Below are 24,721 nucleotides of genomic sequence, written 5' to 3'. Positions count from 1 at the left end.
ACGCTAGAATTTCAGGATTTTATACCCCTTATTTTTTTTAAGATAGGTCTGAAGCGTGTGCTTGGTATCCCGATTGTTTGGCATCGGAATTAAGATGTTTTTCAGGATGTCGATTTTGGTGATTTGGTAGTTCAAATCATAAAAAGCATATCCTTTTAACTGTCCGTTTTCGACTAAAACAGCAGAGCGTTCACTAACTGATCTTCCTCGGTCGATGATAACCATATTGGTATTGTCAAAATTGTTTTTTTCGACAAACTTTTTTACTCTTTCATTATACTCAGAAGGTGAAACTTCACCTAGACAAGCACCATCACATTCTTTAATCTTATGCTTGAAGCAAGCTGACTTAGTTATATATAAGCCAGTTAGTTTCTGACATAATTGATAATCATCAGTAATGCGAAAAAGTGCATTTTTACCATCAGATTCATTGTTGTAGGAAGTGATGTCTTTTTTGCGTCCGTCTGTTTTTTGTAGCTTTAAATTTAGATAACCATTGCTATCTTTTTCAGAATAAATGGACCAGGGCAAGGTATTCCTACGTGGAATTCTATTGTAAACAGGACGGTTAGTTTTGATAGCTTCTGTTTCCTTAAGTATTGCTATGAGTTCATTTCCGGTTTCTTCGTAAGTCACTTCAAAAACTTCTTTTTGAATTTTCTTGGAAGTATTGGTGATACCAGTAAAAATCTGATTTATTCTTTTTTTTATATTGCGGCTTTTGCCAATATTTATGATATCTCCTGCTTTGTTGTGAATATAATATACACCCGTTTTGGCAGGTATTTTATTGATGATGTCTTGTAGTTTTGGGGCGATTCCTTTTTCGATTTCAAGTTTAATGAAATCTTTGACGATGTTTTTCTCCACGTCTTTTTCAAGTAACATTTTGAATAGTTTTACGGTTGCCAAAGCATCTCCACTTGCACGATGCCTGTCGGTTACCGGAATTCCAAGTGCTCTTACCAACTTCCCTAAACTATAAGACGGTTGTTCAGGGATTAGCTTTTTTGCCAATTCTACGGTGCAAATTGTATGAGATTCAAAATCATAACCCAAACGGCGAAACTCAGTTCTCAAAATTCGGTAGTCAAAACTCGCATTGTGAGCTACTACAATACAGTCCGCTGTCATTTCGACGATGCGCTTGGCTACTTCATGAAACTTAGGTGCCGATTTTAACATGGCGTTATTTATCCCCGTAAGTTGTACTACAAACGGTTGTATTGGAATTTCGGGATTGACCAAGCTGATAAATTGGTCCACTATTTCGTGTCCATCAAATTTATAAATAGCGATTTCTGTAATTCCCTCTTCGTTGAATTGTCCTCCGGTGGTTTCTATGTCTAGTATTGCGTACATTTTCAAAATTCAATTTCAAAGTTCAAAAATTAACTGTCAATTTCAAAAATCCATTTTTATTAAAATAGATTATAGTTATTGAATTTTGTAACTGATTTTTGAACTTTGATTTTTGTTATTTTCGGTTTATAATCATTTTTGAAGCTATGGCGATTAATTGATCCACTTAAGAAAGTAAATCTCTTCTTTCTTGGTTGTTTCCTGCTTTAATATAATCAATAATTTTCAATGAATTCTTGGACTCTTTAAGTTCTTCTACGCTTAAAGATATTTTACAAACAAAATCCTTATCTGTTATTGTTCCCTGGACTTCGTCATAATTGAAAGGAGCGCATCCAGACGAACGAATCAATTGGTTTTTGTAATAATCATTTTCAAAGTTTTGTCTAGTTTGTGACTAAAAAAGTTGCTTTCTCTAGCAAATCTAATCAAACGGTCATCAAGATTGAATATTTTAGGAAATCTTTGTTCGGGATTATCCATTTTTATTGCTTTTGCAATTGACATTTGATCTTTGTATTAACGACCTCCAAATATACTACTTCCAATGCGAACCATGGTACTACCACATTCAATCGCCAATTGATAGTCTCCAGACATTCCCATTGAAATAGTTTGAAGATTACAATGTACAGGATTTTTTGCTTTTAAAGTATCGAAAATAGATTTTAAATGCGTGAATTCCTTTTTAACTTGTTTTTGGTTGTCGGTAAATGTTGCCATTCCCATTAGTCCTAAAATTTGAATATTTTGCATTGCCGCAAACTCTGAAGAAGAGATAAGTTCGTTGAGTTCTTGTTCGTCCAAACCAAATTTAGTTTCCTCTTCGGCAATGTGTAGTTGCAATAAACAATCAATTATGCGGTTGTTTTTGGTCGCTTGTTTGTTGATTTCTTGCAATAGTTTCAAACTATCTACACCATGTATCAAACTTACAAAAGGTGCCATGTATTTGACCTTGTTTGACTGTACGTGTCCGATCATATGCCACTGAATGTCTTTGGGCATTTCTTCCCGCTTCTCCGCCATTTCTTGAATTTTATTTTCTCCAAAAATCCGTTGACCAACTTCATAAGCCTGTTTTAAGTCATTGACAGGTTTTGTTTTAGAGACAGCAACTAAAGTAACGGTTTTAGGTAGCTTAGTTTGTATATGTTGTAGATTTTCGGCTATTGTCATTATGTTTCTTTTTTATCGAATTAGAATTTTGTTCCAAATGATTACTTTTTAATTCTAAAATTTATCCCGTCTGTGTTACAAATAAAAAGTTTATTTCAAAAACTGCTTAGAAACTTTTTCCGCCTTTTTACTTTCGCTATAATCATAAAACCCTTCTCCAGATTTTACTCCCAATTTTTTGGCATTGACCATATTTATTAATAGGGGACAAGGAGCATATTTCTGATTTTTAAATCCGTCATACATCACATTCATAATAGATAAACAAATATCCAATCCTATAAAATCGGCTAGTTGTAAAGGACCCATTGGGTGGTTCATTCCAAGTTTCATTACCCCATCAATTTCGCTAACACCTGCCACTTGGTTATAAAGGGTTTCGATGGCTTCGTTTATCATCGGCATCAAAATTCTATTGGCCACAAATCCTGGGTAATCGTTTACAGTAAGGGGTGTTTTTTCTAACTTTTTGCATAACGCCAATGTAATTTCAACCACTTCATCACTTGTATTGTACCCTTTAATTATTTCCACCAAAGGCATGAGCGGAACAGGATTCATAAAATGCATACCAATAACTCGGTCTGGATGTGCAACAACCGCAGCAATCTTAGTAATCGAAATCGAAGAGGTATTCGTTGCAAAAATTGTATTATGCGGACATAGTTCGTTCAATTGCTTGAAAATAGCTAGTTTTAATTCTAGATTTTCAGTAGCAGCTTCAATTACAAAATCTACCCCCGTTACGCCATCTTTCATGTCGGTATAGGTAATGATATTGGTAATTGTTTTGGCAAAAATGTCGTTAGTTATCGTTCCCTTTGTAATCATTCGATTTAAATTGTTGGCAATTGTATCCATTGCTTTGTCCAACGCTTTTTCTGAAACATCAATTAATTTGACTACAAAACCATTTTGCGCAAATGTATGTGCGATTCCGTTGCCCATCGTTCCTGCGCCAATTACTGCTATTGTTTTCATTTTAAATTTTTGTTTAAAGTTTCAGGTTTAAATTTCCAAGTTACTAAAAGTATATCACTATTGAAATTAGTAAAAATAATTAAACCATCAAGAAACATTATTTCTCAATGGTTTGTGTCGGTATTTTGGGTATGACTATTTCTTAAAACAATCAATAATTTTATAAGCAATTCGCAATGCTTCTGTAGCTTGTTCAAGTGTCACAACAGGTTCTGTGTCGTTAATAATGGCATCCGCAAAACTTTCCAACTCATCCAGAATTGCATTGTTTTGATTTACATCAGGATTTGAGAAGTAGATTTGTTTTTTTACTCCTTCTGCATTTTGCAAAATCATATCAAAATCACCTGGATTTTCAGGAGCATTTTTCATTTTTACCACTTCGCATTTTTTTTCTAAAAAATCAACAGATATGTAAGCATCTTTTTGAAAAAATCTACTTTTACGCATGTTTTTCAACGAAATGCGGCTTGCAGTCAAGTTAGCTACACAACCGTTTTCAAATTCCAATCGCGCATTGGCGATATCTGGAGTTTCACTAATGACTGATATTCCACTTGCAGAGATATTTTTAACAGGTGATTGTACAACGCTCAAAATAGCATCTATATCGTGAATCATCAAATCCAAAACCACAGGAACATCTGTTCCACGAGGGTTAAATTCTGCCAAACGATGCGTTTCTATAAACATTGGATTTTCAATCATATTTTTAGTAGCGATAAAGGCAGGGTTAAAGCGCTCAACATGGCCAACTTGTCCTTTAACGTTGTATTCCTTGGCGAGTGCAATAATTTCTTCAGCTTCTTCAACTGTATTCGATATTGGTTTTTCTATAAAAACATGCTTACCAGACTTAATAGCTGCACGAGCACATTTGTAGTGTGAAAGTGTAGGTGTTACAATATCAATCACATCGACAGCATGAATCAATTTAGCAATGGTATCAAAATGTTTATATCCAAATTCCTTAGAAATCTTCTCTGCATTTTCCTGATTAGGGTCATAAAAGCCCACCAATTCGTATTTCTTAGACTGTTGTAACAATCGCAAATGTATTTTTCCTAGGTGACCGGCACCCAATACTCCAATTTTCAGCATAATGATGTAATTTCTACAAAAATAAGAATTATAAACTAACATCAAACAGCAATTGACCACAAATGTTGACCAAATTTTATTTCATATATACAACCATTTGGACGTGCCACCATCTAGAAAAAAACATCAATTCAGTTTGTGTTTAGCTGCCTTTTTATCAGTTAACTGTCGGGCAATACATGCTACTCGGTAGTTTATTTCAACTGAAGTAATCCCTCACGCAACGTGGTTGGTAAATCTAGTTTTTATTTCGAAATACACGATGCTTATATCTCCATGAACTCCAATTGCTTATAGACAACATAGAAAATAACTGCGGATTATTCAAAACGACTTCCTAGAGAAACCATAATATTAGAAATTCTTTTCTATTTTTGCTAAAATATAAATACCTCAAATTGAAAGATACCGCCAAGCATCAAGGACGTCGAAATCAACTAGTAAGCATTTTGCAAGAAAAAGGAATAACAGATAAAAATGTTTTGGAAGCAATCAAAAAGATTCCAAGACATCTTTTCTTGGATTCAAGTTTCGAAGAATATGCCTATCAAGATTTAGCATTTCCTATCGCAGCAGAGCAAACAATTTCTCAACCTTATACAGTAGCTTTTCAATCACAATTGTTAGAAATTCAAAAAGAACATAAGATATTAGAAATTGGTACGGGTTCGGGATATCAAACCGCAGTATTGTGTTTGATGGGTGCCAAAGTATATAGTGTTGAAAGGCAAAATGAACTATTCAAAAAAACATCATCCTTATTACCTAAATTAGGAATTCGTCCCAAACACCTCACTTTTGGTGACGGTTACAAAGGATTGCCAGGTTTTGCACCCTTTGATAGTATTATTGTAACAGCAGGAGCACCATTTATTCCGCAACCACTTATGGCACAATTAAAAATTGGAGGAAGACTAGTTATTCCTCTAGGAGAAGAAGTTCAAATAATGACGCTACTTATTCGTAAAAACGAAACACAATTTGAACGTCATGAGTTAGGAGAATGTAAGTTTGTTCCTTTATTAGAAGATAAAAATTAAGTGATTCAAGTTTGGATAAAATTACTGAAATTGATTTTTTGTACTTTAATTTTTTAAAAACCTTTAATGCTAATTAATAGCATGTTATCCGTCTGAGCTTATAGAAGACTTTTAGAAATACATTTCGACAAGATCAATATGGTATTTTTTATTAAAAATCATGATTGATAGTATCAAACCAGTTAAGTAAGTAAAAGACAATAGCAATGTATAGGTTGAAAATATATTATAAGAACAAATTCAACATAAAATTATAAGATTTATTTTTATCCTCGCTTTCGCGAATCGGTTTAATCCTATTTTGACTAATACGATCCAATTTTAAAAACTAAAAAACCAGAAAGCCACCCGAAAATAATCGAATGGCTTTTTTTATTGAGCAATAATCCCAATATATCGTTCCAATGATTCTTTTTCTATTTGAGCAATAAATAATAAAAAATTTTCTTTATTGTTTTGGGTTTGCGCTATTTCAAGTAACTGATAGTAGCGCATTCTATTGTCATAATCTCCTTTGATGTTAGCAATCACATAACCGTGTTGCAATAAAATTAAGTTCATAACCAATCGAGATGTTCTACCGTTACCATCAATAAAAGGATGAATGGTAACCAATCGCTCGTGCATCTCTGCTGCTAAAACTATAGGATGAAGATTATTTTTGTGGGTTTCATACCAAATGTAAAAGTCTTCCATATTCTTGGGAACCATATACGGTTGTGGTGGCATATAACTACTCCCTTTGATCATGACCTGAACTTTTCTGTAACGGCCCGCATCCTCGGGTTGGATTCCTCTCAAAATTAAATTATGGATAGACAATACTTCTCTTTCATTCAAGGAAGTATTTTTCTCCATCAAATGTTTGATGTAGGCAATGGCTTCATGATGATTAATTGCTTCAAGATGTTCTCGCATGCTTTTTCCAGAAATGGTCAATCCTTCATTTATAACCAAATCGGTTTCACGGAGCGTAAGTGTATTCCCTTCAATTCGATTGCTCTCAAAAGTATATTCAAGTTCTAAGGCTTGCGCTATTCTATAACTATCAAATTGTCGAAATTGATCTAATTTTTTTTTCAAAATATCAATTTCATCTAAAACTTGTTGGAGTTCTTTTGAAATGATGTTATTTGTGGCACTCCTAAGGTCTTTTATTTCTTCTTCTGCTTCTTTCAGAGCTTTAAGCGCTAGTTCATCGTCACCAATTTCATAAAGGATTTTTTCTTTTAACCAAGCCACCATTAATGTCTCATAACTAATTTCTAGAATTGTCGACAGTTTTATAACTTGGTCTTTAGTTGGTTTACGGTTGCCACTTTCAAACTTACTTACCAATGCTTGGTCAATGCCCATCATTTGTGCAAGTTCTCTCGTTTTGAAACCTTTTTGCTCCCTTGCTGTTTTTAGTAAAGTTTTCATAGTTAGGTAGTTTGTTTGTCATGACAAATTTAGTCATATTTTTTATGTAAAAAAAAAACATTATCCAATTTTACTTTAATAATGTTCTAATTTATTACTATTTGTGTGCTTTTTTTATTCTATCCAAATCTCGTTTGGTATCTTGTTCTTTCAAAGATTCTCTTTTGTCATAGGTTTTCTTTCCTCTACAAAGTCCGATTTCTAGTTTAGCCAATCCTTTTTCGTTAGTGTATAATTTTAAAGGAACTACAGTAAGTCCTTTGGACTGTACTGCACGAGCTAAAGTTTTTAATTCTCTTTTCTTCAATAAAAGCTTTCTTTCACTACGAGCTTTATGATTAAATTGATTACCAAAAGTATATTCTTCAATATAAGTATTGATAGCAAAAAGCTCTGTACCACTGAATTCACAAAAACTTTCGGTGATATTGGCTTTTCCTAAACGAATGGATTTTATCTCTGTTCCTGCCAAAACAATTCCAGCAGAATATTTTTCGATTATTTCATAATCAAATCGAGCACGTTTATTAAGGATGTTAACTGTTTTTAGCATAGGTTTGCAAATGTAGGGACATTTAGTAAAAGTCCATAACTTTTTAACGAAATTGAATTAAATTTGTAAAATGGAAAATCAGCCTTCTAAAGATCCGATGCACGGAATCACGCTAAAAGTCATTGTGGAACAACTTGAATCCTATTATGGATTTGATACTTTGGCAGAATTAATTAACATTAAATGCTTCAAAAGCAATCCGTCAGTCAAATCATCACTTACTTTTTTACGAAAAACAGATTGGGCACGAAAAAAAGTAGAGGAACTGTATATTAAAACGTTACCGAAGTTTTAGACGATTTCAATAGTATATTTCGATACAAATGATTTGTTGGCAGCCAATTTTAAAATACCTTCTTTTTCGAAAATATTTCCGTTCGCTTCTGTCGTATCGGCATAACCTAACCAAGGTTCAATACATACAAATGGAGCATTAACCATTGTCCAAATACCTAAACTAGGAAAATCAGTATACTGAATGCGCAAGATTTCGGTGTTATCTTCGATAATACTCAATGTTTTTGAAGTTAATGTTTTGAAAATTAATGCATCATTTTCGAATAATGAATACTGTAATGCTATACTATTTTTGTTGTCTAATGGAAGTTCTTTAGTGCTATCTGCTATTAAATTATCTTCCAGTAAATGATATGCTAGGATTCCTTGATTGCTAAATTGTAACGAATACTCTTCAAATTTATTTGGTAAAGCAAAGGCAGGATGAGCACCAATTGAGAATGGCATTTCATAATCATTCCGGTTAATCACTTTATAACCGACATGGAGATTTTTATTTTCTAAAGTATATATAATCTGCAATTCAAAAGCAAATGGATATTTTTCAAACGTCGTAGCATTTGATTCGATAGAAAATACGGCTTTAGTATTCGTTTTTTCGATTAGCTTAAATTCCATTTCACGAGCAAAACCGTGTCGAGACATTTTGTACTCCTTTCCTTTACACAGATAACTATCATTTTTAAGAGCACCAACAATAGGGAAAAGGACCGGAGAATGTTTTCCCCAAAATTCTGGGTTGCCTTCCCAAATGTATTCTTTGTCATTTTGGTCCTTTATAGAGACTAATTCGGCACCCATGGCCTTAATTTGTACCGTTAAATTTGCGTTTTCTAGTGTTGTTTTCAAGTTCAGACTATTAAATATTACGAAAAATTTAAGAAATAAGGTTAAATTCACTTATTTGGTATCAAATATAAGCTATCTGTTCGTTTTTTTTTCATTAATTTGTTATTTAAATATAATAGTATGATAAGTAAATGTTCGGGTCTTTTTTATGCAGCACTATTGCTAGCCAGTTCAACAACATGGAGTCAGCAGACACCAGATGCAACTTCAAATTTTAATTATAACGAAGCGTTTTCTTCAAATTTTTACACCAGTCAAGGAACCATGTTTCGATCGGCGAGTGGTCAACCAGGAATTGCATATTGGCAAAACCGAGCAGACTATCAGTTATCGGCTAAATTAGATGACAAGAAAAATGAAATTACAGCGACAGCCGTTATTAATTACACCAACAATAGTCCAGACAAATTAGGGTTTTTGTGGTTACATTTGGATCAAAATTTATTCAAATCAGATTCTAGAGGAGAAGCCTTGGTACCACTTACAGGAAGTAGAAATGGATCTCGTGGACAAATTTTTGATGGAGGTTATAAAATTAAATCGGTAAAGGCAATCACTACTTCAAAAAGAAAAGGTACTGAGACCGAGGTGAAATTTTTGATTACTGACACGCGCATGCAAGTATTTCTTCCTTCCGAATTAAGCTCAAAAGGAGGATCTGTTAAATTAAAAATTGATTTTTCCTACATCTGTCCAAATGAAGGCTCTGATAGAACCGGTATTGTAGAAACCAAAAACGGAAAGATATTTACGATTGCGCAATGGTACCCACGTATGTGTGTATATGATGATGTACGTGGATGGAATACCAATCCTTATTTAGGAGCATCTGAGTTTTACTTAGAATATGGAGATTATGATATTAATATTACGGCACCTTCAAACCATTTTGTAGTTTGTTCGGGTGAATTGCTAAATGCAAAGAGTGTTTATTCTGCAACTGAGCAAACCAGATTAGCACAAGCCAAAACAAGCGATAAAACGGTATTTATTCGTACAGCTGAAGAAGTGGAAGCGAATGCAAAAATTGAGGGAACAACGACAAAAACTTGGCATTTTGCTATCAAAAATTCTCGTGATGTATCTTGGGCATCTTCAACGGCATTTATTGTTGATGCGGCTAAAATAAACTTGCCAAGTGGCAAAAAATCGTTAGCAATGTCTACCTATCCAATCGAAAGTGCTGGAGATTTAGCTTGGGGAAGATCGACAGAATATACCAAAGCAGCTATCGAAAATTATTCTAAAAGGTGGTTTGAATACCCATATCCTGCTGCGATAAATGTAGCTGGTAATGAAGGTGGAATGGAATATCCAGGAATCGTTTTTTGTAAATACGAATCTAAAGGAAAAAGATTGTGGGGCGTTACAGATCATGAATTTGGACACACTTGGTTTCCAATGATTGTTGGGTCCAATGAGCGTCTTTTTGGATGGATGGATGAAGGTTTGAATACCTTTATCAACTCATTGAGTGATAAAGATTTTAATAATGGTGAGTACAAAGACCCTGCAGAAGACTTACAAAAAAGAGCAGATTATTATACAGGCTCAGGTCTAGAACCAGTAATGAGTTCACCCGATAATATGAAGGAAGCTAACATTGGAATATTATTATATGCTAAACCAAGTTCGGCTTTGGTTATCTTGAGAGAGCAAATTTTGGGAAAACAACGTTTTGACTACGCCTTTAGAACCTATATTGATCGTTGGGCTTTCAAGCATCCTACGCCAAATGATTTTTTCAGAACAATGGAGAATGTGGCAGGAGAAGATTTAGGATGGTTTTGGAGAGCATGGTTTATCAATAACTGGCGTTTTGACCAAGCAGTAAATGCGATCAAATATGTAAAAAATGATCCTTCAAAAGGGGTTGTTGTTACAATTGAAAATAAGGACAAAATGGTATTGCCTGTAATTATGGATATCAAAACAAAATCGGGTAAGACAACGAGAATAAAATTACCTGTTGAAGTTTGGCAAAAAAACAAAATATGGTCATTTGAACCTCATATTTATGAAGAGATTGAAAGCATTACTTTGGATCCAGAACATGTTTTTCCGGATTATAATTTAGAAAATAATTCTTGGTCAGCAATTAATGGTAAAATCGAAAAAGATATTATTTTGGATGGTTATCTAGGAACTTATAGCAACAACAAAGCTCCAGCAAAGATTATAATGACTGAAAAATCAGACGCAATCAATGTACAAATAACGGGTTATCCGCAATTTTCATTAACCATCATCGGAAAGGATTTATTTGAATCGAAAGCTGCTGGAATCAAATTTCAATTCAATGATAGCTTATCTGGATTTGATATGATTCTGAGTGATGGTCAAAAAATACCGTTTACAAAAGATAAATAAAAAAAATTACAGTACTCTATAATTGAATGATCCTTCAAACAAGAATCCTCGTTTGAATATGTAGTAATTTTATAACACGATAAGGTTTATTAAGAAATAAGCATAAAAAAAATACCAGCGTGAGCTGGTATTTTTTTGTTTTTAAAAGAGTTTTCTTTATGCAGGAATTTGTTGGCTGAGGCAGTGCAAAGTACCAAATCCCCAAATCAAATCAATGGCGCTTATGCCAATAATTTCTCGGTCTGGAAAACATTCTGCCAATATGTTAAGGGCTTTTCTATCGTTCATATCATTAAAAGTGGGAACTAAAACACATTTGTTTAAAATCAAAAAGTTAGCATAGCTTGCAGGTAAACGTAAATCTTCAAAATTCAAACATTTCGGCATTGGTAAGGTCACAATAATTGGAGATTGACCATTTTCTAGTTTAGCATTTTGCAAACGCTTCAAATTATCTTGTAAAGGTTTATAGTTAGCATCATTTTGATCCAATTCTACTATAGTTACAATGGTATCCTCACTTATAAAACGTGCCAAATCATCAATATGACCGTGAGTGTCATCACCTTCAACACCATCACCCAACCAAATTACATTGGTTACGCCCAAATATTCTTTAAAAACTGCTTCGTAATCCTCCTTTGTAAATCCAGCATTACGGACTTGAATATTAGGATGCATCAAACATTCTTCGGAAGTGATTAGTGTACCGCGACCATTTACATCAATAGCACCACCCTCAACAATTACTGGTTTTCCTTTGTACATGACCTGCGTTACAGGTATGTTTAGAAAATTAGTTACTTTTTGAGGAACATTTCGGTCTAGTTGGTAATTTTTATATTTCGCCCAACCGTTAAAATTAAAGTTCAAACCTTCTCTTTGGCCGTTGTTATAGACAACAATTGGTCCAGAATCACGCATCCAACTACGGTTGGTCTTGTGTATGATGTAAGAGACGTTTTCTATAGCTACGCGGGCACGATCCAGCATATCTGCTACTTTTGCTTTAAGTTTATCATCTGCTACCAACAAAAAAACTTTTTCGTAGGTAGCTACTTTTTTAATAAACTCTACAAAAGCCCACTGTATCGCTTCGTATTTTCCAGGCCAATCGTTTCCGTTATGTGGAAAACAAAGTAAAATTCCTTCTTGCTTTTCCCATTCGGCAGGGAAACGTCTGTTTGTAGTTGTCATAAAAAGTAGATACTAATATTTGAACGCAAATATAAACAATCACAAGGATTATAAAAAAGAACCTCCTTTTTTTTAGAAGCTATTCTCGCTACCCGTTCCTAACGGAGTTCACTGAACTCCGATTATAATAAATAGTATAGTGCAGTAATCTTTTTGAGGCCAAAGGCCAGCCCCCAAAAAGGATTTCCATTTCTATCAAGCTAGGAGAGTTGTTCTAGTAAAACGCATTATCTATTTAGATATAAATTTGCTCAAATTTCCTTAAAGTTAAGAAGACTAGTACCACGAATTTTATCTATTGAGGCTGACTTTGTACAATTTTAAACTTTTAAAAAATGCGTTTATTTGTATAATTTATTTTACTGTTTATTTTTACTTGATTATAGATCTTAATTTACATTTGGTTAACAAGAGCTTTTTCAACTTAAAGATTTCATAATATTTAGATAATGGAGAGTCGTGACTTGACCTCTATTTTTGCCCAAAACAAAAAAAATAAACATGAAGAATTTTGGTATTTCAGTAGTAGCGGCACTTTTACTTTTAACTAGTTGTGAAAAGGACAGTGCAGAAGGCAGTGATAATCAAGAGAAGGTAGTAAATGAAAATGCAGCCACATTTGCAGAAATTGGGAGCATTATGATTGGTGGTGAAGGTGCAGCCGAAATCAGCGCGTACGATGAAACGACTAAAAAACTGTTTACTGTAAACAATAGTGATAAAAATCAAATTGACGTAGTTGATTTGACAGATCCAACAAATCCAAAAAAATTAACTGCAATCAATCTAGCCACTTTTAGTGGTGCATCCAATAGTGTGGCAACTCACGGTGGTAAACTTGCTGTTGCACTAGAATCTACTATTGACAAACAAGCGAATGGAAAAGTTGTAGTTTTTAATACGATTGACAATAGTCTCGTTAAAGAAATCACGGTTGGTTCTTTGCCTGATATGGTGACTTTCTCTCCTGATGGGAAATGGTTGATGAGCGCTAATGAAGGGGAACCAAATGCAGATTATTCTGTTGATCCTGAAGGTTCGATTTCAATTATTGACTTGACAAATAACTATACGGTGACAACTTTAGGTTTTACAGGTTTTGCAAGTCAATTGTCTAGTTTGAGGGCAAAAGGGTTTAGGATTTCGAAAACAGCTAAAAGTTTTAGTGCCGATATTGAGCCAGAATACGTTACCATCTCAGAAGATTCAAAAACAGCTTGGGTAACGTTGCAGGAAAACAATGGTGTAGCAAAAGTTGATTTGACTTCTAAAACGATTACAGCTATTTTTGGATTGGGGTACAAAGATTTTAATTCGACTGCAAACGGGATAGATATTAGTGATAAAGATGGCAGTATCGTATTTAGTACTTGGAAAGTAAAAGGAATGTTCATGCCAGATGCTATCGCGAGTTATGCTGTTGATGGAATGCCTTATTTTATTACTGCCAACGAAGGTGATGCTAGAGAATATGGAGATTATGCCGATGTAAAAAGATTGGCTAAAATGACTTTTGACCCCACAATTTTCCCTGATGCTGCAACTTTTAAAGCAGAGAATAAAATGGGACGTTTGAATTTGATTTCGACAGAGGGTGATACAGATGGTGACGGAGATTTGGATGAATTAATTTGTTTTGGAGCTCGCTCTTTTACAATTTGGAACGGAAACACAGGAAACTTGGTTTTTGATAGTAAAAACGACATGGACAAGCGTTCGAATGATTTTGGAACCTATGATGATAAACGTAGCGATGACAAAGGATCTGAACCGGAATCGGTAGTGGTGGCCAAAATGGGAAGTAAAAATATTTTATTTGTTGGATTAGAAAGAACAGATACTGTTGTAGTTTATGATATTACAAATCCATCGGCACCAATATATTTACAAAGTATCAAAACAGGAGATGCACCAGAAGGGTTGCTTTTTATTCCAGCGTCAAAAAGTCCGACTAAAAGGAGTTTGTTGGTGGTAAGTAGTGAAGGCGATGGACAAGTGAAAATTTTTCAACCTAACTTGAATTAATAACCTTTAGAATTTTAATTTGATGAAAGATGTTTGTTTTCAATATAGGTTTTGCGTGAGGGATGGGAACTTGCTACCGAAGTAGCGTGGACAGCCCGACAGCAGTATAGAAAGGGGCTTATGAACACAATGTATTTTTAGCCCCTTTTTATACTGGTGGCACGCCCAAAATATTTTTATAAGAATGCAAAAAGGACTAAAACGATGGTGTTTTAGTCCTTTTTTATGTTGAATTAAATTGAATTAGTCAATAGCTCTTTTGGTGATGTCTCCAAATGCATCAATACGTCTGTCTCTAAAAAATGGCCAGTTTTGACGTACATTTTCTTGTAGATCCAAATCAACTTCGGCAATCAAAATTTCTTCTTTATCATGTGAAGCTTGTGCTAAGATTTCGCCTTGTGGTCCTGCGATAAACGAAGAACCCCAAAATTGGATTCCTGCAGTTCCTTCAATATACTGCTCTAGTCCAATGCGGTTGGCAGCAGCAACATACACACCATTGGCAACGGCATGTCCTTTCATAACACTCATCCAAGCATTGTGTTGGTTTTCACCATACTGTTCTTTTTCTTGCGGATGCCATCCAATTGCGGTAGGGTAGAATAAAACTTCAGCTCCTTTGAGCGCTGTTAAACGAGCCGCTTCTGGGTACCATTGGTCCCAACAAATTAAAGTTCCGATTTTTCCTTTTTGAGTTGGGATAGTTTTAAAACCTAAATCGCCAGGTGTAAAATAGAATTTCTCATAGAAATGGGGATCATCTGGAATGTGCATTTTTCGGTATAAACCAGCTTCGCTACCATCTGTATCTATAATATATGCACTGTTGTGGTAAATTCCGGCCATCCTTTTTTCGAAAAAAGGAACGATGATAACTACTCCAAGTTCTTTTGCCAATGCACTAAAAGCAATAAAAGAAGTACTGTACAATGGTTCTGCAATAGCAAAATTATCAACATCTTCACTTTGACAAAAATAATGACTGCTGTATAGTTCTGGTAATGAAATCACTTCGGCACCTTGATTAGCAGCATCACGTACCCAACTGATACATTTCTTCAGGTTGTTTTCAGCGACATCATTTAAGTTAAGCTGAAGCACGGCAATTTTATATTTTTTATTCGGCATGTTTTATTTTTTAGAGTACAAAAATAAGAATTTTATAAGGAGTACAAAAAGGTGAAAAGAAAAATTAAGACGTAATGCTATTGTTTGTTATAAAGTTTAACAAAACGTTATGCATATAAAACCATATGAGCACAAAATTGAACATAAAAGAAAGTATTTTTGTCGGTGATTATAAATTAAAATTGAAGATTATGAGCCGAGTTACCAATATCGTTTTTACATTATTTTTCGCTCTTCTAAGTACTAATATCATCTTCGCACAAGAGGATGTAAATGTTGATGATATTGTTAAAGAAACACAAGTAGCAATGGGTGGTGTTACCAACTATAATAACACCAAATTTATACAATGGGATTTTGGTAAACGAAAACTCTTTTGGAATAAATGGACGGGGGATGTACGTGTTGAAAATCCAGAAGACAATCAAACTATTTTTGTAAATGTAAACACCTTAAAAGGTAAAGTTTATGAAAATGGAGAGTTAGTAAATGATGATAAAAAAGCAACAGCTTTATTGAAGAAAGCCAAAAACTGGTGGATTAATGATTCCTATTGGTTAGTTATGCCTTGGAAACTCCAAGATCCAGGGGTAAAACTTAAGTACCTCAAAACAGAACAATTACCTGATGGTCATACTGCCGATGTTCTGGAGATGAGCTTTAGCGCTGTGGGTGTTACGCCAGAGAATAAATACTGGGTATATGTGGATCAAAAAGAACAGCTGATTAAGCAATGGTCCTATTTCAAGAGTTTTGGTGACACAGAGCCAAAATTTACGTTGATGTGGGATAATTATCAAAAAGCGGGAAATGTTTTACTGTCCTTCGATCGTTCGAAAGGAGCAGGTGGACCAAGAAATGTAGTAGTAGCATCAGAATTTGATCCAGCAATTTTTACAAAATTGTAAATGTTATTTTTGAGTTATTAGTTACCCATCTGAGCTTATTGAAGACTTTACTTTTATAGTGTATTCACTTTAAATTATATAGAACCACATATTACACCAATTCTTGCAAATTAACAGGAGCAAGTTGGTGTAATCTGTGGTTTTTTTATTTATATAAATCTATGAGAATCTGTTTTGATAGCAACGTTAATTTCATTCTTAAACTTTCTTTTTTGATGTTAGATACTGATTGATAATCTTTATATTTGTTTTTCTCATTAAACACGATTTTTCATGTCTTCGAAATCAAAATTTGATACGCTATCCAAACAATTAGAAGGAACAGTTTTACACGATGAACTTCATAAAATACTATATTCGACAGATGCTTCGGCTTATAAATTAACACCTGAGGCAGTTGCTTTGCCAAAATCAGTAGACGATATTGTCAAAATTGTAAAATTTGCCAAAGACAATCAATTGACGATTACGCCTAGGACTGCTGGTACCTCATTGGCGGGACAAACGGTAGGTAACGGAATAATTGTCGATGTGTCCAAGCACTTTACCAAAATAGTATCTTTTGATAAGGAAAAGAAAACGATAACGGTACAGCCGGGAGTGATTCGAGACGAATTGAATATTTTCTTGAAACCTCATGGATTATTTTTTGGTCCAAATACTTCGACCTCCAACCGTTGTATGATTGGTGGAATGGTAGGGAATAATTCATCAGGGACAACCTCTATTCGGTATGGGGTGACGCGTGACAAAATTATCGAAATCAAAGCTGTTTTGAGTGATGGTTCGAAAGTTGTTTTTTCCGATCTAACTTCGGCTGCGTTTATCGAAAAAACCAAAGGCGAAACTTTAGAAAATAAGATTTATAGAAAATTATACGAAGAATTAACTGTTCAAACAACTCAAGAAGAAATTAAAAAAGAATTTCCGAAACCAGAAATTCACAGACGAAATACAGGTTATGCTGTAGATATTTTATTAAAATCTGATTTATTTGGCGGTACAGAACCGACCATCAACGTTGGGGAATTTTTATGCGGAAGCGAAGGAACATTAGCTTTTACTACCGAAGTGACATTGAAAGTGGATATTCTACCACCTTCTCATAACGTAATGGTGGTGGCGCATTTCCATACCATTCAAGAGAGTTTGGAAGCCGTTGTAGTTGCTATGAAACATCATTTGTACAATTGCGAAATGATGGACGATACCATTCTGGATTGCACCAAAACCAACAGGGAACAAGCCAAAAACCGATTTTTTATCGTGGGAGAACCTAAAGCGGTAATGATGCTTGAAGTAGGTTCGTATGAAAGCATAGAAGATGCAGAACAACAAGCCGATGCCTTGGTGGCCGATTTGGAGAAAAATAACTTTGGCTATGCACTACCAAAAATATACGGAACCGATATTGACAAAATCAACGAACTCCGAAAAGCAGGTTTGGGGCTTTTGGGTAGTATTGTAGGTGACAACAAAGCAGCCGATTCTATTGAAGATACAGCGGTGGAGTTGAGTGATTTGCCAAATTATATTGCTGATTTCTCAGCGATGATGAAGCGACATGGACAAAGTGCCATTTACTATGCTCACGCGGGAGCAGGAGAGCTTCACTTGCGTCCGGTATTGAATTTAAAAACAAAAGAGGGAATATACCAATTTAGAAACATCGCTACCGAAGTGGCTGTTTTGGTCAAAAAATACAGAGGTTCACTAAGCGGAGAACACGGTGACGGAATCGTACGTGGCGAGTTCCTACCGTTTATGATTGGCGATAAAAATTACGAATTGCTAAAACGTTTAAAATTAGCTTTTGACCCAAACTCGATTTTGAATATGGGCAAAATTGTTAATGCTTTAAAAATGGATGAAAATCTCCGTTTTGAACCAGGAAGAGTAGAGCCCGATATTCATACAATTCAGGATTTCTCGGATAGTATGGGCGTTTTACGTGCCGCCGAAAAGTGTAATGGTTCAGGTGATTGCCGTAAATTGCCATCGGCTGGAGGAACACTTTGTCCTAGTTATCGTGCCACGCGCAATGAAAAAGACACCACTCGCGCCCGTGCTAACGCCCTACGTGACTATTTAACCAATTCAGAAAAAGTCAATAAATTCAACCACAAAGAGTTGTACCAAGTTTTTGATTTGTGCGTGAGCTGCAAAGCCTGTGCCAGTGAATGTCCTAGTAATGTAGATATCGCTTCCTTAAAAGCTGAATTTTTATATCAATATCAAAGAGCCAATGGTTATTCCTTGCGCTCTAGAATTTTTGCAAACAATGCCAAACTCAATCACCTAGGGAGTGGTTTTCCGTCCTTTACCAATTGGGTTTCCAATTTGCCTATTGTCAAAAGTATGTTGGGTGTAGCACCCAAACGCGAAGTACCGCATTTGGCCAAAATTACTTTTAGAGATTGGTATAAAAATCAGAAAGAATCTCTGATTCAGGATACTTTAATTAATAATAAAGTGTATTTATTTTGTGATGAGTTTACCAATTATTATGATGTATCAGTAGGAATCGATGCCTTTGAATTGTTAACCACTTTAGGATACGAAGTCGTGATTTTAAATCACGAAGAAAGTGGTAGAGCTTATTTATCGAAAGGTTTTCTGGAAGAAGCCAAAGAAATTGCCAACATCAATATCGAAATATTTGCAGATGTAATCACAGACAAAGCGCCCTTAATAGGAATCGAGCCATCGGCAATCCTATCGTTTAGAGATGAATACCTACGCTTGGCGGTGGACAAACCTAAAGCTGCAAAATTGGCCAAAAATGTATTTACTATCGAAGAATTTTTCAAAAACGAAATCACAAAAGGTAACATAAAAGCAGAACAATTTTCTGACGAGATCAAAGAAATAAAAATCCATGGCCATTGCCACCAAAAAGCATTAAGCACCGTAGAAGCGACTTTTGCGATGCTAAATATTCCAAAAAATAATACGGTTACGATTTACAATTCGGGTTGTTGCGGAATGGCGGGTTCTTTTGGGTACGAAAAAGAACATTACGATATCAGTATGCAAATGGGTGAGGATACGCTCTTTCCAAAAATTCGATCCACAGCACAAACAACTGAAATCGCAGCCGCAGGAACTAGTTGCCGACACCAAATTTTTGACGGGACTAGTAGGAAAGCACAGCATCCTGTGAGTATTTTGAGGAGTTGTTTGAAGTAGAAGTTTCTTAGTTAAGTGCTGGTTATCAAGGGTCTTAAAATATTTAAAAAAAATGAGAAATAGTAGTGGAAAAACTGAGAACAAGGTGTGCCAACACAAGCTTTAATTTTTCATATTTGTACAACAATTATTTTACAAGTAGATACAAAATTTTCCGCCAATAGCGGCTTTTCAGTTACAAACAACTATTTAGTAGTATGACAAAATCCAAATTATTCAGAAAAAAAACAGTGCAGGATATTTTGGCGCAGGTCAAAAAAAATGAAGCTGATGGCAACAATGCTCTTGGTCGCCATCTTACCACCAAAGATTTAGCAGCTTTTGGTATCGCCGCAATAGTGGGAGCAGGTATTTTTAGTACTATAGGTAAAGCTAGTTTTGACGGAGGTCCTGCGGTAATATTTTTATTTCTATTTACTGCTGTGGCTTGTGGATTTGCCGCTTTTGCTTATGCCGAATTTGCCTCTATGGTTCCTGTATCGGGTAGCGCCTATACCTATTCCTATGTTGCGTTTGGTGAACTTATTGCTTGGATTATAGGTTGGGCTTTGATAATGGAGTACGCCATAGGCAATGTCACAGTGGCCATTTCCTGGAGTGATTACTTTACAACCTTACTACATAGCGGCGGAATAGATTTACCCATGTGGGCACAAATGGATATTTTGTCCGCATCTGATGGTCACAACAAAGCAGTTGCATTGATGCAAGCTGGAAAAAATTAGGCCAATTTAAATTACACACTCCAAGAGGCTTATACCGCTTGGGAGACGGCACCTACTCTTGCAGGACTTCATTTTGTAGCCGATTTGCCTGCTTTGTTAATCATTGTTCTGATTACATTTTTGGTCTACAGAGGGATGGAGGAGTCACGCAATGCCAATAATGTTATGGTAGTGGTAAAGCTATGTATCATTTTATTAGTTATTGCTGTAGGAGTTTTTTACGTAGATACTAACAATTGGACACCCTTTGCCCCAAACGGTGCAAGTGGCGTTTTAAAAGGAGTATCGGCAGTTTTCTTTGCTTATATTGGTTTTGATGCCATTTCTACTACAGCCGAAGAGTGCAAAAACCCACAGAGAGATTTACCACGAGGGATGATGTGGGCAATTATAATTTGTACGATTCTATACATTGCGATTGCACTTGTACTAACGGGAATGGTTTCGTACACCAAACTGAATGTAGGAGATCCATTGGCATTTGTATTTCAAGAATTAAATCTAAGTTGGATGTCTGGCATCATTGCCGTAAGTGCTGTAGTTGCTATGGCAAGCGTCTTGTTAGTTTTTCAAATGGGTCAACCCCGTATTTGGATGAGTATGAGTAGGGATGGTTTATTGCCTCCAAAATTTTCGAAAACACATCCCAAATTCAAAACACCTTCTTATGCCACAATTGTTACAGGTTTTGTGGTTGCTATTCCAGCAATGTTTTTAAACCTTACCATCGTTACAGATTTATGTAGTATAGGTACTTTGTTCGCATTTGTGCTCGTGTGTGCAGGAGTGTTGTTTCTTCAAAATAAAACCGAAATTCCTCGAGGCAAGTTTAAAACTCCTTATGTAAATGCCAAATATATCTTGCCAGTGGTAATGGTAATTGGGTTGGTTTATGCTTTTACTTTTAATAAAAAAGCTACACTCAATTTTATTCAAAATACACCTGTTATTAATAGTCCAGCCGATATTGTAACCGCTTTAAGCAAGGACGAAACTACAGTAGTTTGTCACTACATAGAGTCAATTAGCGAAAAAAAGATAAGTACTACACCGCTAGATTTAGAACAACTACTTAATAATTATCAAAAAAATACTGATCGCTATGAATCGCTAGTAAAAGAGCTTCCTATAAATGACAGTCTAAAATACGAAAGTGGCTGGAGTCTCTTTAAACACAAAATTCCGCTATGGATTTTCTTTATTTCGTTAATCGGAATTCTATATTGGACCTTTACTCAAAATTTGTCACTTATTCCATTACTAGGTTTACTAAGTTGTTTGTACATGATGGCCGAATTAAGTGTTTGGAACTGGATTTATTTTACTGTATGGTTGCTTATTGGACTAGTAATTTATTTTAGTTACAGTCAGAAGCATAGTAAATTGAATTTGGCACAATAAATTTTGAAAAGGTAAAAAAAATATAGTTTTATTTATTAAGATTGATTGTGTTCTACTCTTTAAATATTAATTATACACAGTTTGGCGCTTTTAAGTGCCAAAACTCATATGAACTTTTATTGTTGTAGAGAGTTTTTAAAAACTTTTGCAGACAAAGAAAAACTTATATGGCTTATATGGTTTAAAATTTTTGCGGCTCGTTTCAGATCGTAGTCAATTTTATAAGATTATAACCTTTTGAAGTCCAAGAAAAATTTATATGCCTTATATGGTTTAAAAAATGTCAATCGTTGTATTTTTCTCTGCGTATCTTTGTGAAATAAAAAACAAAACATGGACTTATTCTCTCCAGACTTAGACACAAACCACAATCTATTATCGCAAGACGGCACCGTAAATTATTACGGTTTTTTGTTTTCGCAAGAAGAAGCCAATCATTATATGGCCGTTTTATTAAGCGAAATAGAGTGGAAGCACGATGAAGCTATAATTATGGGCAAACTGATTGTGACTAAACGAAAAGTGGCGTGGTATGGAGATCAAGAATTTGAGTATACTTATTCGAATCGAACAAAAAAAGCAATGCTTTGGACACCAGCTTTACTAGAATTAAAAGCACGAGTAGAGCAAAAAACAGGTGAAAGTTATAATTCTTGTTTGCTCAATTTGTATCATTCAGGAGAAGAAGGAATGACTTGGCATAGTGATGGCGAAAAGGATTTAAAAAAAAACGGTGCCATTGCATCCTTGAGTTTTGGTGCGACCCGCAAGTTTGCTTTCAAACACAAGGATACTAAAGAGACTGTTTCGATTATTTTAGAAAGTGGAAGCTTGCTAGTGATGAAAGACGAAACGCAAACGCATTGGCTGCATCGATTACCACCTACTAAAAAAGTATTGAAACCCAGAATCAATTTGACTTTTAGAACAATTATTCGCTAAAGAGTAAATCTAAGTTACAGTTTCAGTTTTCAGAACCTTATAAATAGGATTTATTTTTTTTATATATTTGTGTGTGTTTTTCATTTTAAACATTATAAAATCTTCTTTTAAAAGGAAATAGGAGGAAGTGCTTTTAATAATATTCTATTATTATCATTATCGAATGTAATAATAATCTCGACTGCTTGCCCCAGATAGCAGCGGTAGCCCCGACTGAAAAATGCTATTTTTTACAGAAGAGGCAGAGCGACCAGAGGAAGCTCCTGCAGCGACCTAGTAAAAAAAGCATTTTTCAGTCGGGGCTAAAGTGGAGAGCTGGAAATAGGCCCTAAATGGTGTTAATTAAGTACGTCCTCAATAATCTGGTGACGAATTTGCATGATTGGTATATGCTAATTACAGTTTTCACAATGTATTTGTATTCTTTCTGAATTCTTAGTATTCTTTTTGTTCAAAAGACTGTATTAAAGTCACAAATTCATAACAAAAAACATTGAACTTTAAAGTTTAAACAAAACTTAATTCCTTAATTTTGTATTCACAAAAATTAATTTACATTATAAAAAATATACTATGAGTTCATTTGACGTAGTCATCATTGGTTCTGGACCAGGCGGATATGTATCAGCTATTCGTTGTGCACAGTTAGGGTTTAACACAGCTATTATCGAAAAATATTCTGCCTTGGGCGGTACTTGCCTAAATGTAGGGTGTATTCCATCAAAAGCATTGTTGGCATCCTCTCATCATTATGCTGAAATTAAGCATTTTGAGGATCACGGAATCGAACTTTCGGGTGAGGTAAAAGTGAATTTAGAGAAAATGATTGCTCGTAAGCAAGCGGTTGTTGATCAAACATCAGGAGGTGTTAAATACCTTATGGACAAAAATAAAATTACGGTTTTTGAAGGTATGGGATCTTTTGTAGACGCTACGCATGTGGCAGTTGCAAAAGCAGACGGTACATCTGAAACAATCGAAGCAAAAAATATTATCATTGCAACGGGGTCAAAACCGTCTTCTTTGCCATTCATTACCCTTGACAAAGAAAGAATCATCACTTCTACAGAAGCGTTGAAGTTACCAGAAGTTCCTAAGCACCTTATCATTATTGGTGGTGGAGTTATCGGAATCGAATTAGGACAAGTATATTTACGTTTGGGAGCGCAAGTTTCTGTAGTTGAGTATATGGACCGTATTATTCCAGGAATGGACAGTTCTTTATCCAAAGAATTGACAAAAGTATTGAAGAAACAAGGAATGAAATTCTACGTTTCTCACAAAGTGAAATCGGTAGAAAGAGCTGGTGATGCAGTTACTGTTCAAGCCGAAAACGCAAAAGGCGAAACAATTACACTAGAGGGTGATTACGCTTTGGTTGCTGTAGGGCGTCGTCCTTATACTGACGGATTGAAAGTTGAAAATGCAGACATAAAAATGGCTGATAGAGGTCAAGTTGAGGTAAACGATCATTTACAAACTAATATTTCGAATATATATGCTATTGGTGATGTTGTTCGTGGAGCAATGTTAGCACACAAAGCGGAAGAAGAAGGGACTATGGTTGCTGAATTAATCGCAGGACAAAAACCACATATCGATTACAATTTGATTCCGGGTGTTGTATACACGTGGCCAGAAGTGGCAGCTGTTGGACAAACAGAAGAGCAACTAAAAGCTGCTGGTACTAAATATAAAGTAGGTAGCTTCCCCTTCAAAGCATTAGGTCGTGCAAGAGCGAGTGGAGATTTGGATGGATTTGTTAAAATCTTAGCTGATGAAAAAACTGATGAGGTTCTTGGTGTACACATGATTGGAGCAAGAACAGCTGATCTTATTGCTGAGGCGGTTGTTGCAATGGAGTACAAAGCATCTGCCGAAGATATTTCTAGAATGTCACATGCACACCCAACTTTTGCAGAAGCAATCAAAGAAGCGGCATTAGCAGCAACAGATAATAGAGCATTACACGTATAGCTTTATAACTTATAAAAATAGTGAAACCGCCAAGTTGTATTTGGCGGTTTTTTTGTGCTTTAAAATTAA

18 protein-coding genes and 1 pseudogene are annotated in these 24,721 nt (G+C 35.1%); 9 read left to right on the top strand and 10 right to left on the bottom strand.

Translation table 11 applies throughout. From position 1 onward, the window contains the following. Positions 1-3 precede the first annotated feature (3 nt). The 5 genes from M2326_RS12060 to M2326_RS12040 all read right to left on the bottom strand — a co-directional run bounded on the left by M2326_RS12060 (position 4) and on the right by M2326_RS12040 (position 4,626). Positions 4-1,365, bottom strand: a complete 1,362-nt coding sequence (locus M2326_RS12060) for an exonuclease domain-containing protein (protein WP_264619812.1) — start codon at positions 1,363-1,365, stop codon at positions 4-6. Positions 1,366-1,531: 166 nt separating this feature from the next. After that, entirely contained in the window at positions 1,532-1,717 is a 186-nt protein-coding gene (locus tag M2326_RS12055; protein WP_264619811.1) for a four helix bundle protein, read from the bottom strand. Between the two features lie 167 nt (positions 1,718-1,884). Further along, entirely contained in the window at positions 1,885-2,544 is a 660-nt protein-coding gene (locus M2326_RS12050; protein ID WP_264619810.1) for a YggS family pyridoxal phosphate-dependent enzyme, read from the bottom strand. Positions 2,545-2,634: 90 nt separating this feature from the next. Continuing rightward, positions 2,635-3,525 (bottom strand): 3-hydroxyacyl-CoA dehydrogenase family protein, encoded by an 891-nt coding sequence (locus tag M2326_RS12045; protein WP_264619809.1) that lies wholly within the window; start codon positions 3,523-3,525, stop codon positions 2,635-2,637. A gap of 135 nt (positions 3,526-3,660) precedes the next feature. Further along, positions 3,661-4,626, bottom strand: a complete 966-nt coding sequence (locus M2326_RS12040; protein WP_264619808.1) for a Gfo/Idh/MocA family protein — start codon at positions 4,624-4,626, stop codon at positions 3,661-3,663. A gap of 398 nt (positions 4,627-5,024) precedes the next feature. Between M2326_RS12040 and M2326_RS12035 the strand changes: the two genes are divergently transcribed. Beyond that, complete coding sequence (locus tag M2326_RS12035) at positions 5,025-5,666, top strand: protein-L-isoaspartate(D-aspartate) O-methyltransferase (RefSeq protein WP_264619807.1); 642 nt, start codon at positions 5,025-5,027, stop codon at positions 5,664-5,666. Between the two features lie 372 nt (positions 5,667-6,038). On the opposite strand, the gene M2326_RS12030 is transcribed toward M2326_RS12035, so the two are convergent. Both M2326_RS12030 and smpB read right to left on the bottom strand, forming a co-directional pair. Further along, positions 6,039-7,088, bottom strand: coding sequence for a Fic family protein (locus tag M2326_RS12030; RefSeq protein WP_264619806.1), 1,050 nt, complete (start codon positions 7,086-7,088; stop codon positions 6,039-6,041). A 97-nt stretch (positions 7,089-7,185) separates the two neighbouring features. Then, positions 7,186-7,641, bottom strand: a complete 456-nt coding sequence (gene smpB / locus M2326_RS12025; protein ID WP_264619805.1) for an SsrA-binding protein SmpB — start codon at positions 7,639-7,641, stop codon at positions 7,186-7,188. Between the two features lie 70 nt (positions 7,642-7,711). Here smpB and M2326_RS12020 point away from each other — a divergent pair, with 70 nt between their 5' ends. Further along, complete coding sequence (locus tag M2326_RS12020; RefSeq protein ID WP_264619804.1) at positions 7,712-7,936, top strand: VF530 family protein; 225 nt, start codon at positions 7,712-7,714, stop codon at positions 7,934-7,936. Here M2326_RS12020 and M2326_RS12015 read toward each other — a convergent pair. Next, entirely contained in the window at positions 7,933-8,787 is an 855-nt protein-coding gene (locus tag M2326_RS12015; RefSeq protein WP_264619803.1) for an aldose 1-epimerase family protein, read from the bottom strand. The genes M2326_RS12020 and M2326_RS12015 overlap by 4 nt on opposite strands. Positions 8,788-8,907: 120 nt before the next feature. Here M2326_RS12015 and M2326_RS12010 point away from each other — a divergent pair, with 120 nt between their 5' ends. Continuing rightward, complete coding sequence (locus tag M2326_RS12010; protein WP_264619802.1) at positions 8,908-11,157, top strand: M1 family metallopeptidase; 2,250 nt, start codon at positions 8,908-8,910, stop codon at positions 11,155-11,157. Positions 11,158-11,313: 156 nt separating this feature from the next. Here M2326_RS12010 and M2326_RS12005 read toward each other — a convergent pair whose 3' ends face one another. Further along, positions 11,314-12,354: an agmatine deiminase family protein gene (locus M2326_RS12005; RefSeq protein WP_264619801.1), complete on the bottom strand. Its 1,041-nt coding sequence runs from the start codon at positions 12,352-12,354 to the stop codon at positions 11,314-11,316. Between the two features lie 501 nt (positions 12,355-12,855). Between M2326_RS12005 and M2326_RS12000 the strand changes: the two genes are divergently transcribed. Then, positions 12,856-14,379, top strand: coding sequence for a choice-of-anchor I family protein (locus M2326_RS12000; protein WP_264619800.1), 1,524 nt, complete (start codon positions 12,856-12,858; stop codon positions 14,377-14,379). Positions 14,380-14,622: 243 nt separating this feature from the next. Here the strand turns inward: M2326_RS12000 and M2326_RS11995 are convergent, their stop codons facing one another. Beyond that, a complete protein-coding gene (locus M2326_RS11995) occupies positions 14,623-15,510 on the bottom strand; it encodes a carbon-nitrogen hydrolase (RefSeq protein WP_264619799.1) in 888 nt (295 codons plus the stop codon). Between the two features lie 191 nt (positions 15,511-15,701). Between M2326_RS11995 and M2326_RS11990 the strand changes: the two genes are divergently transcribed. From M2326_RS11990 to lpdA, 5 genes and pseudogenes are all read left to right on the top strand, one after another. Then, entirely contained in the window at positions 15,702-16,418 is a 717-nt protein-coding gene (locus tag M2326_RS11990) for a hypothetical protein (protein ID WP_264619798.1), read from the top strand. Between the two features lie 273 nt (positions 16,419-16,691). After that, the gene (locus M2326_RS11985; protein WP_264619797.1) at positions 16,692-19,607 is read left to right on the top strand and encodes an FAD-binding and (Fe-S)-binding domain-containing protein; all 2,916 of its coding nucleotides are present in this window, start codon (positions 16,692-16,694) and stop codon (positions 19,605-19,607) included. 197 nt (positions 19,608-19,804) lie between these two features. Then, positions 19,805-21,733 (top strand): annotated as a pseudogene (locus M2326_RS11980) (amino acid permease). 333 nt (positions 21,734-22,066) lie between these two features. After that, entirely contained in the window at positions 22,067-22,675 is a 609-nt protein-coding gene (locus M2326_RS11975) for an alpha-ketoglutarate-dependent dioxygenase AlkB family protein (RefSeq protein WP_264619796.1), read from the top strand. Between the two features lie 573 nt (positions 22,676-23,248). Further along, positions 23,249-24,652 carry a dihydrolipoyl dehydrogenase gene (gene lpdA / locus M2326_RS11970; RefSeq protein ID WP_264619795.1) on the top strand — a complete coding sequence of 468 codons (1,404 nt, stop codon included), beginning with the start codon at positions 23,249-23,251 and terminating at the stop codon, positions 24,650-24,652. Positions 24,653-24,721 lie beyond the last annotated feature (69 nt).

Source organism: Flavobacterium psychraerolatum (assembly GCF_025960985.1).
Lineage (GTDB): Bacteria > Bacteroidota > Bacteroidia > Flavobacteriales > Flavobacteriaceae > Flavobacterium.
Note: the sequence above shows the minus strand (reverse complement) of the source record. Positions and strands in the feature narration are given on the sequence as shown.

What these genes read in the sequence shown, in the direction of transcription:
- M2326_RS12060 (WP_264619812.1), bottom strand. Translation starts at nt 1,365, where the DNA reads ATGTACGCAATACTAGACATAGAAACCACCGGAGGACAATTCAACGAA.
- M2326_RS12050 (WP_264619810.1), bottom strand. Translation starts at nt 2,544, where the DNA reads ATGACAATAGCCGAAAATCTACAACATATACAAACTAAGCTACCTAAA.
- M2326_RS12045 (WP_264619809.1), bottom strand. Translation starts at nt 3,525, where the DNA reads ATGAAAACAATAGCAGTAATTGGCGCAGGAACGATGGGCAACGGAATC.
- M2326_RS12040 (WP_264619808.1), bottom strand. Translation starts at nt 4,626, where the DNA reads ATGCTGAAAATTGGAGTATTGGGTGCCGGTCACCTAGGAAAAATACAT.
- M2326_RS12030 (WP_264619806.1), bottom strand. Translation starts at nt 7,088, where the DNA reads ATGAAAACTTTACTAAAAACAGCAAGGGAGCAAAAAGGTTTCAAAACG.
- smpB (WP_264619805.1), bottom strand. Translation starts at nt 7,641, where the DNA reads ATGCTAAAAACAGTTAACATCCTTAATAAACGTGCTCGATTTGATTAT.
- M2326_RS12020 (WP_264619804.1), top strand. Translation starts at nt 7,712, where the DNA reads ATGGAAAATCAGCCTTCTAAAGATCCGATGCACGGAATCACGCTAAAA.
- M2326_RS12010 (WP_264619802.1), top strand. Translation starts at nt 8,908, where the DNA reads ATGATAAGTAAATGTTCGGGTCTTTTTTATGCAGCACTATTGCTAGCC.
- M2326_RS12005 (WP_264619801.1), bottom strand. Translation starts at nt 12,354, where the DNA reads ATGACAACTACAAACAGACGTTTCCCTGCCGAATGGGAAAAGCAAGAA.
- M2326_RS12000 (WP_264619800.1), top strand. Translation starts at nt 12,856, where the DNA reads ATGAAGAATTTTGGTATTTCAGTAGTAGCGGCACTTTTACTTTTAACT.
- M2326_RS11995 (WP_264619799.1), bottom strand. Translation starts at nt 15,510, where the DNA reads ATGCCGAATAAAAAATATAAAATTGCCGTGCTTCAGCTTAACTTAAAT.
- M2326_RS11990 (WP_264619798.1), top strand. Translation starts at nt 15,702, where the DNA reads ATGAGCCGAGTTACCAATATCGTTTTTACATTATTTTTCGCTCTTCTA.
- M2326_RS11985 (WP_264619797.1), top strand. Translation starts at nt 16,692, where the DNA reads ATGTCTTCGAAATCAAAATTTGATACGCTATCCAAACAATTAGAAGGA.
- M2326_RS11975 (WP_264619796.1), top strand. Translation starts at nt 22,067, where the DNA reads ATGGACTTATTCTCTCCAGACTTAGACACAAACCACAATCTATTATCG.
- lpdA (WP_264619795.1), top strand. Translation starts at nt 23,249, where the DNA reads ATGAGTTCATTTGACGTAGTCATCATTGGTTCTGGACCAGGCGGATAT.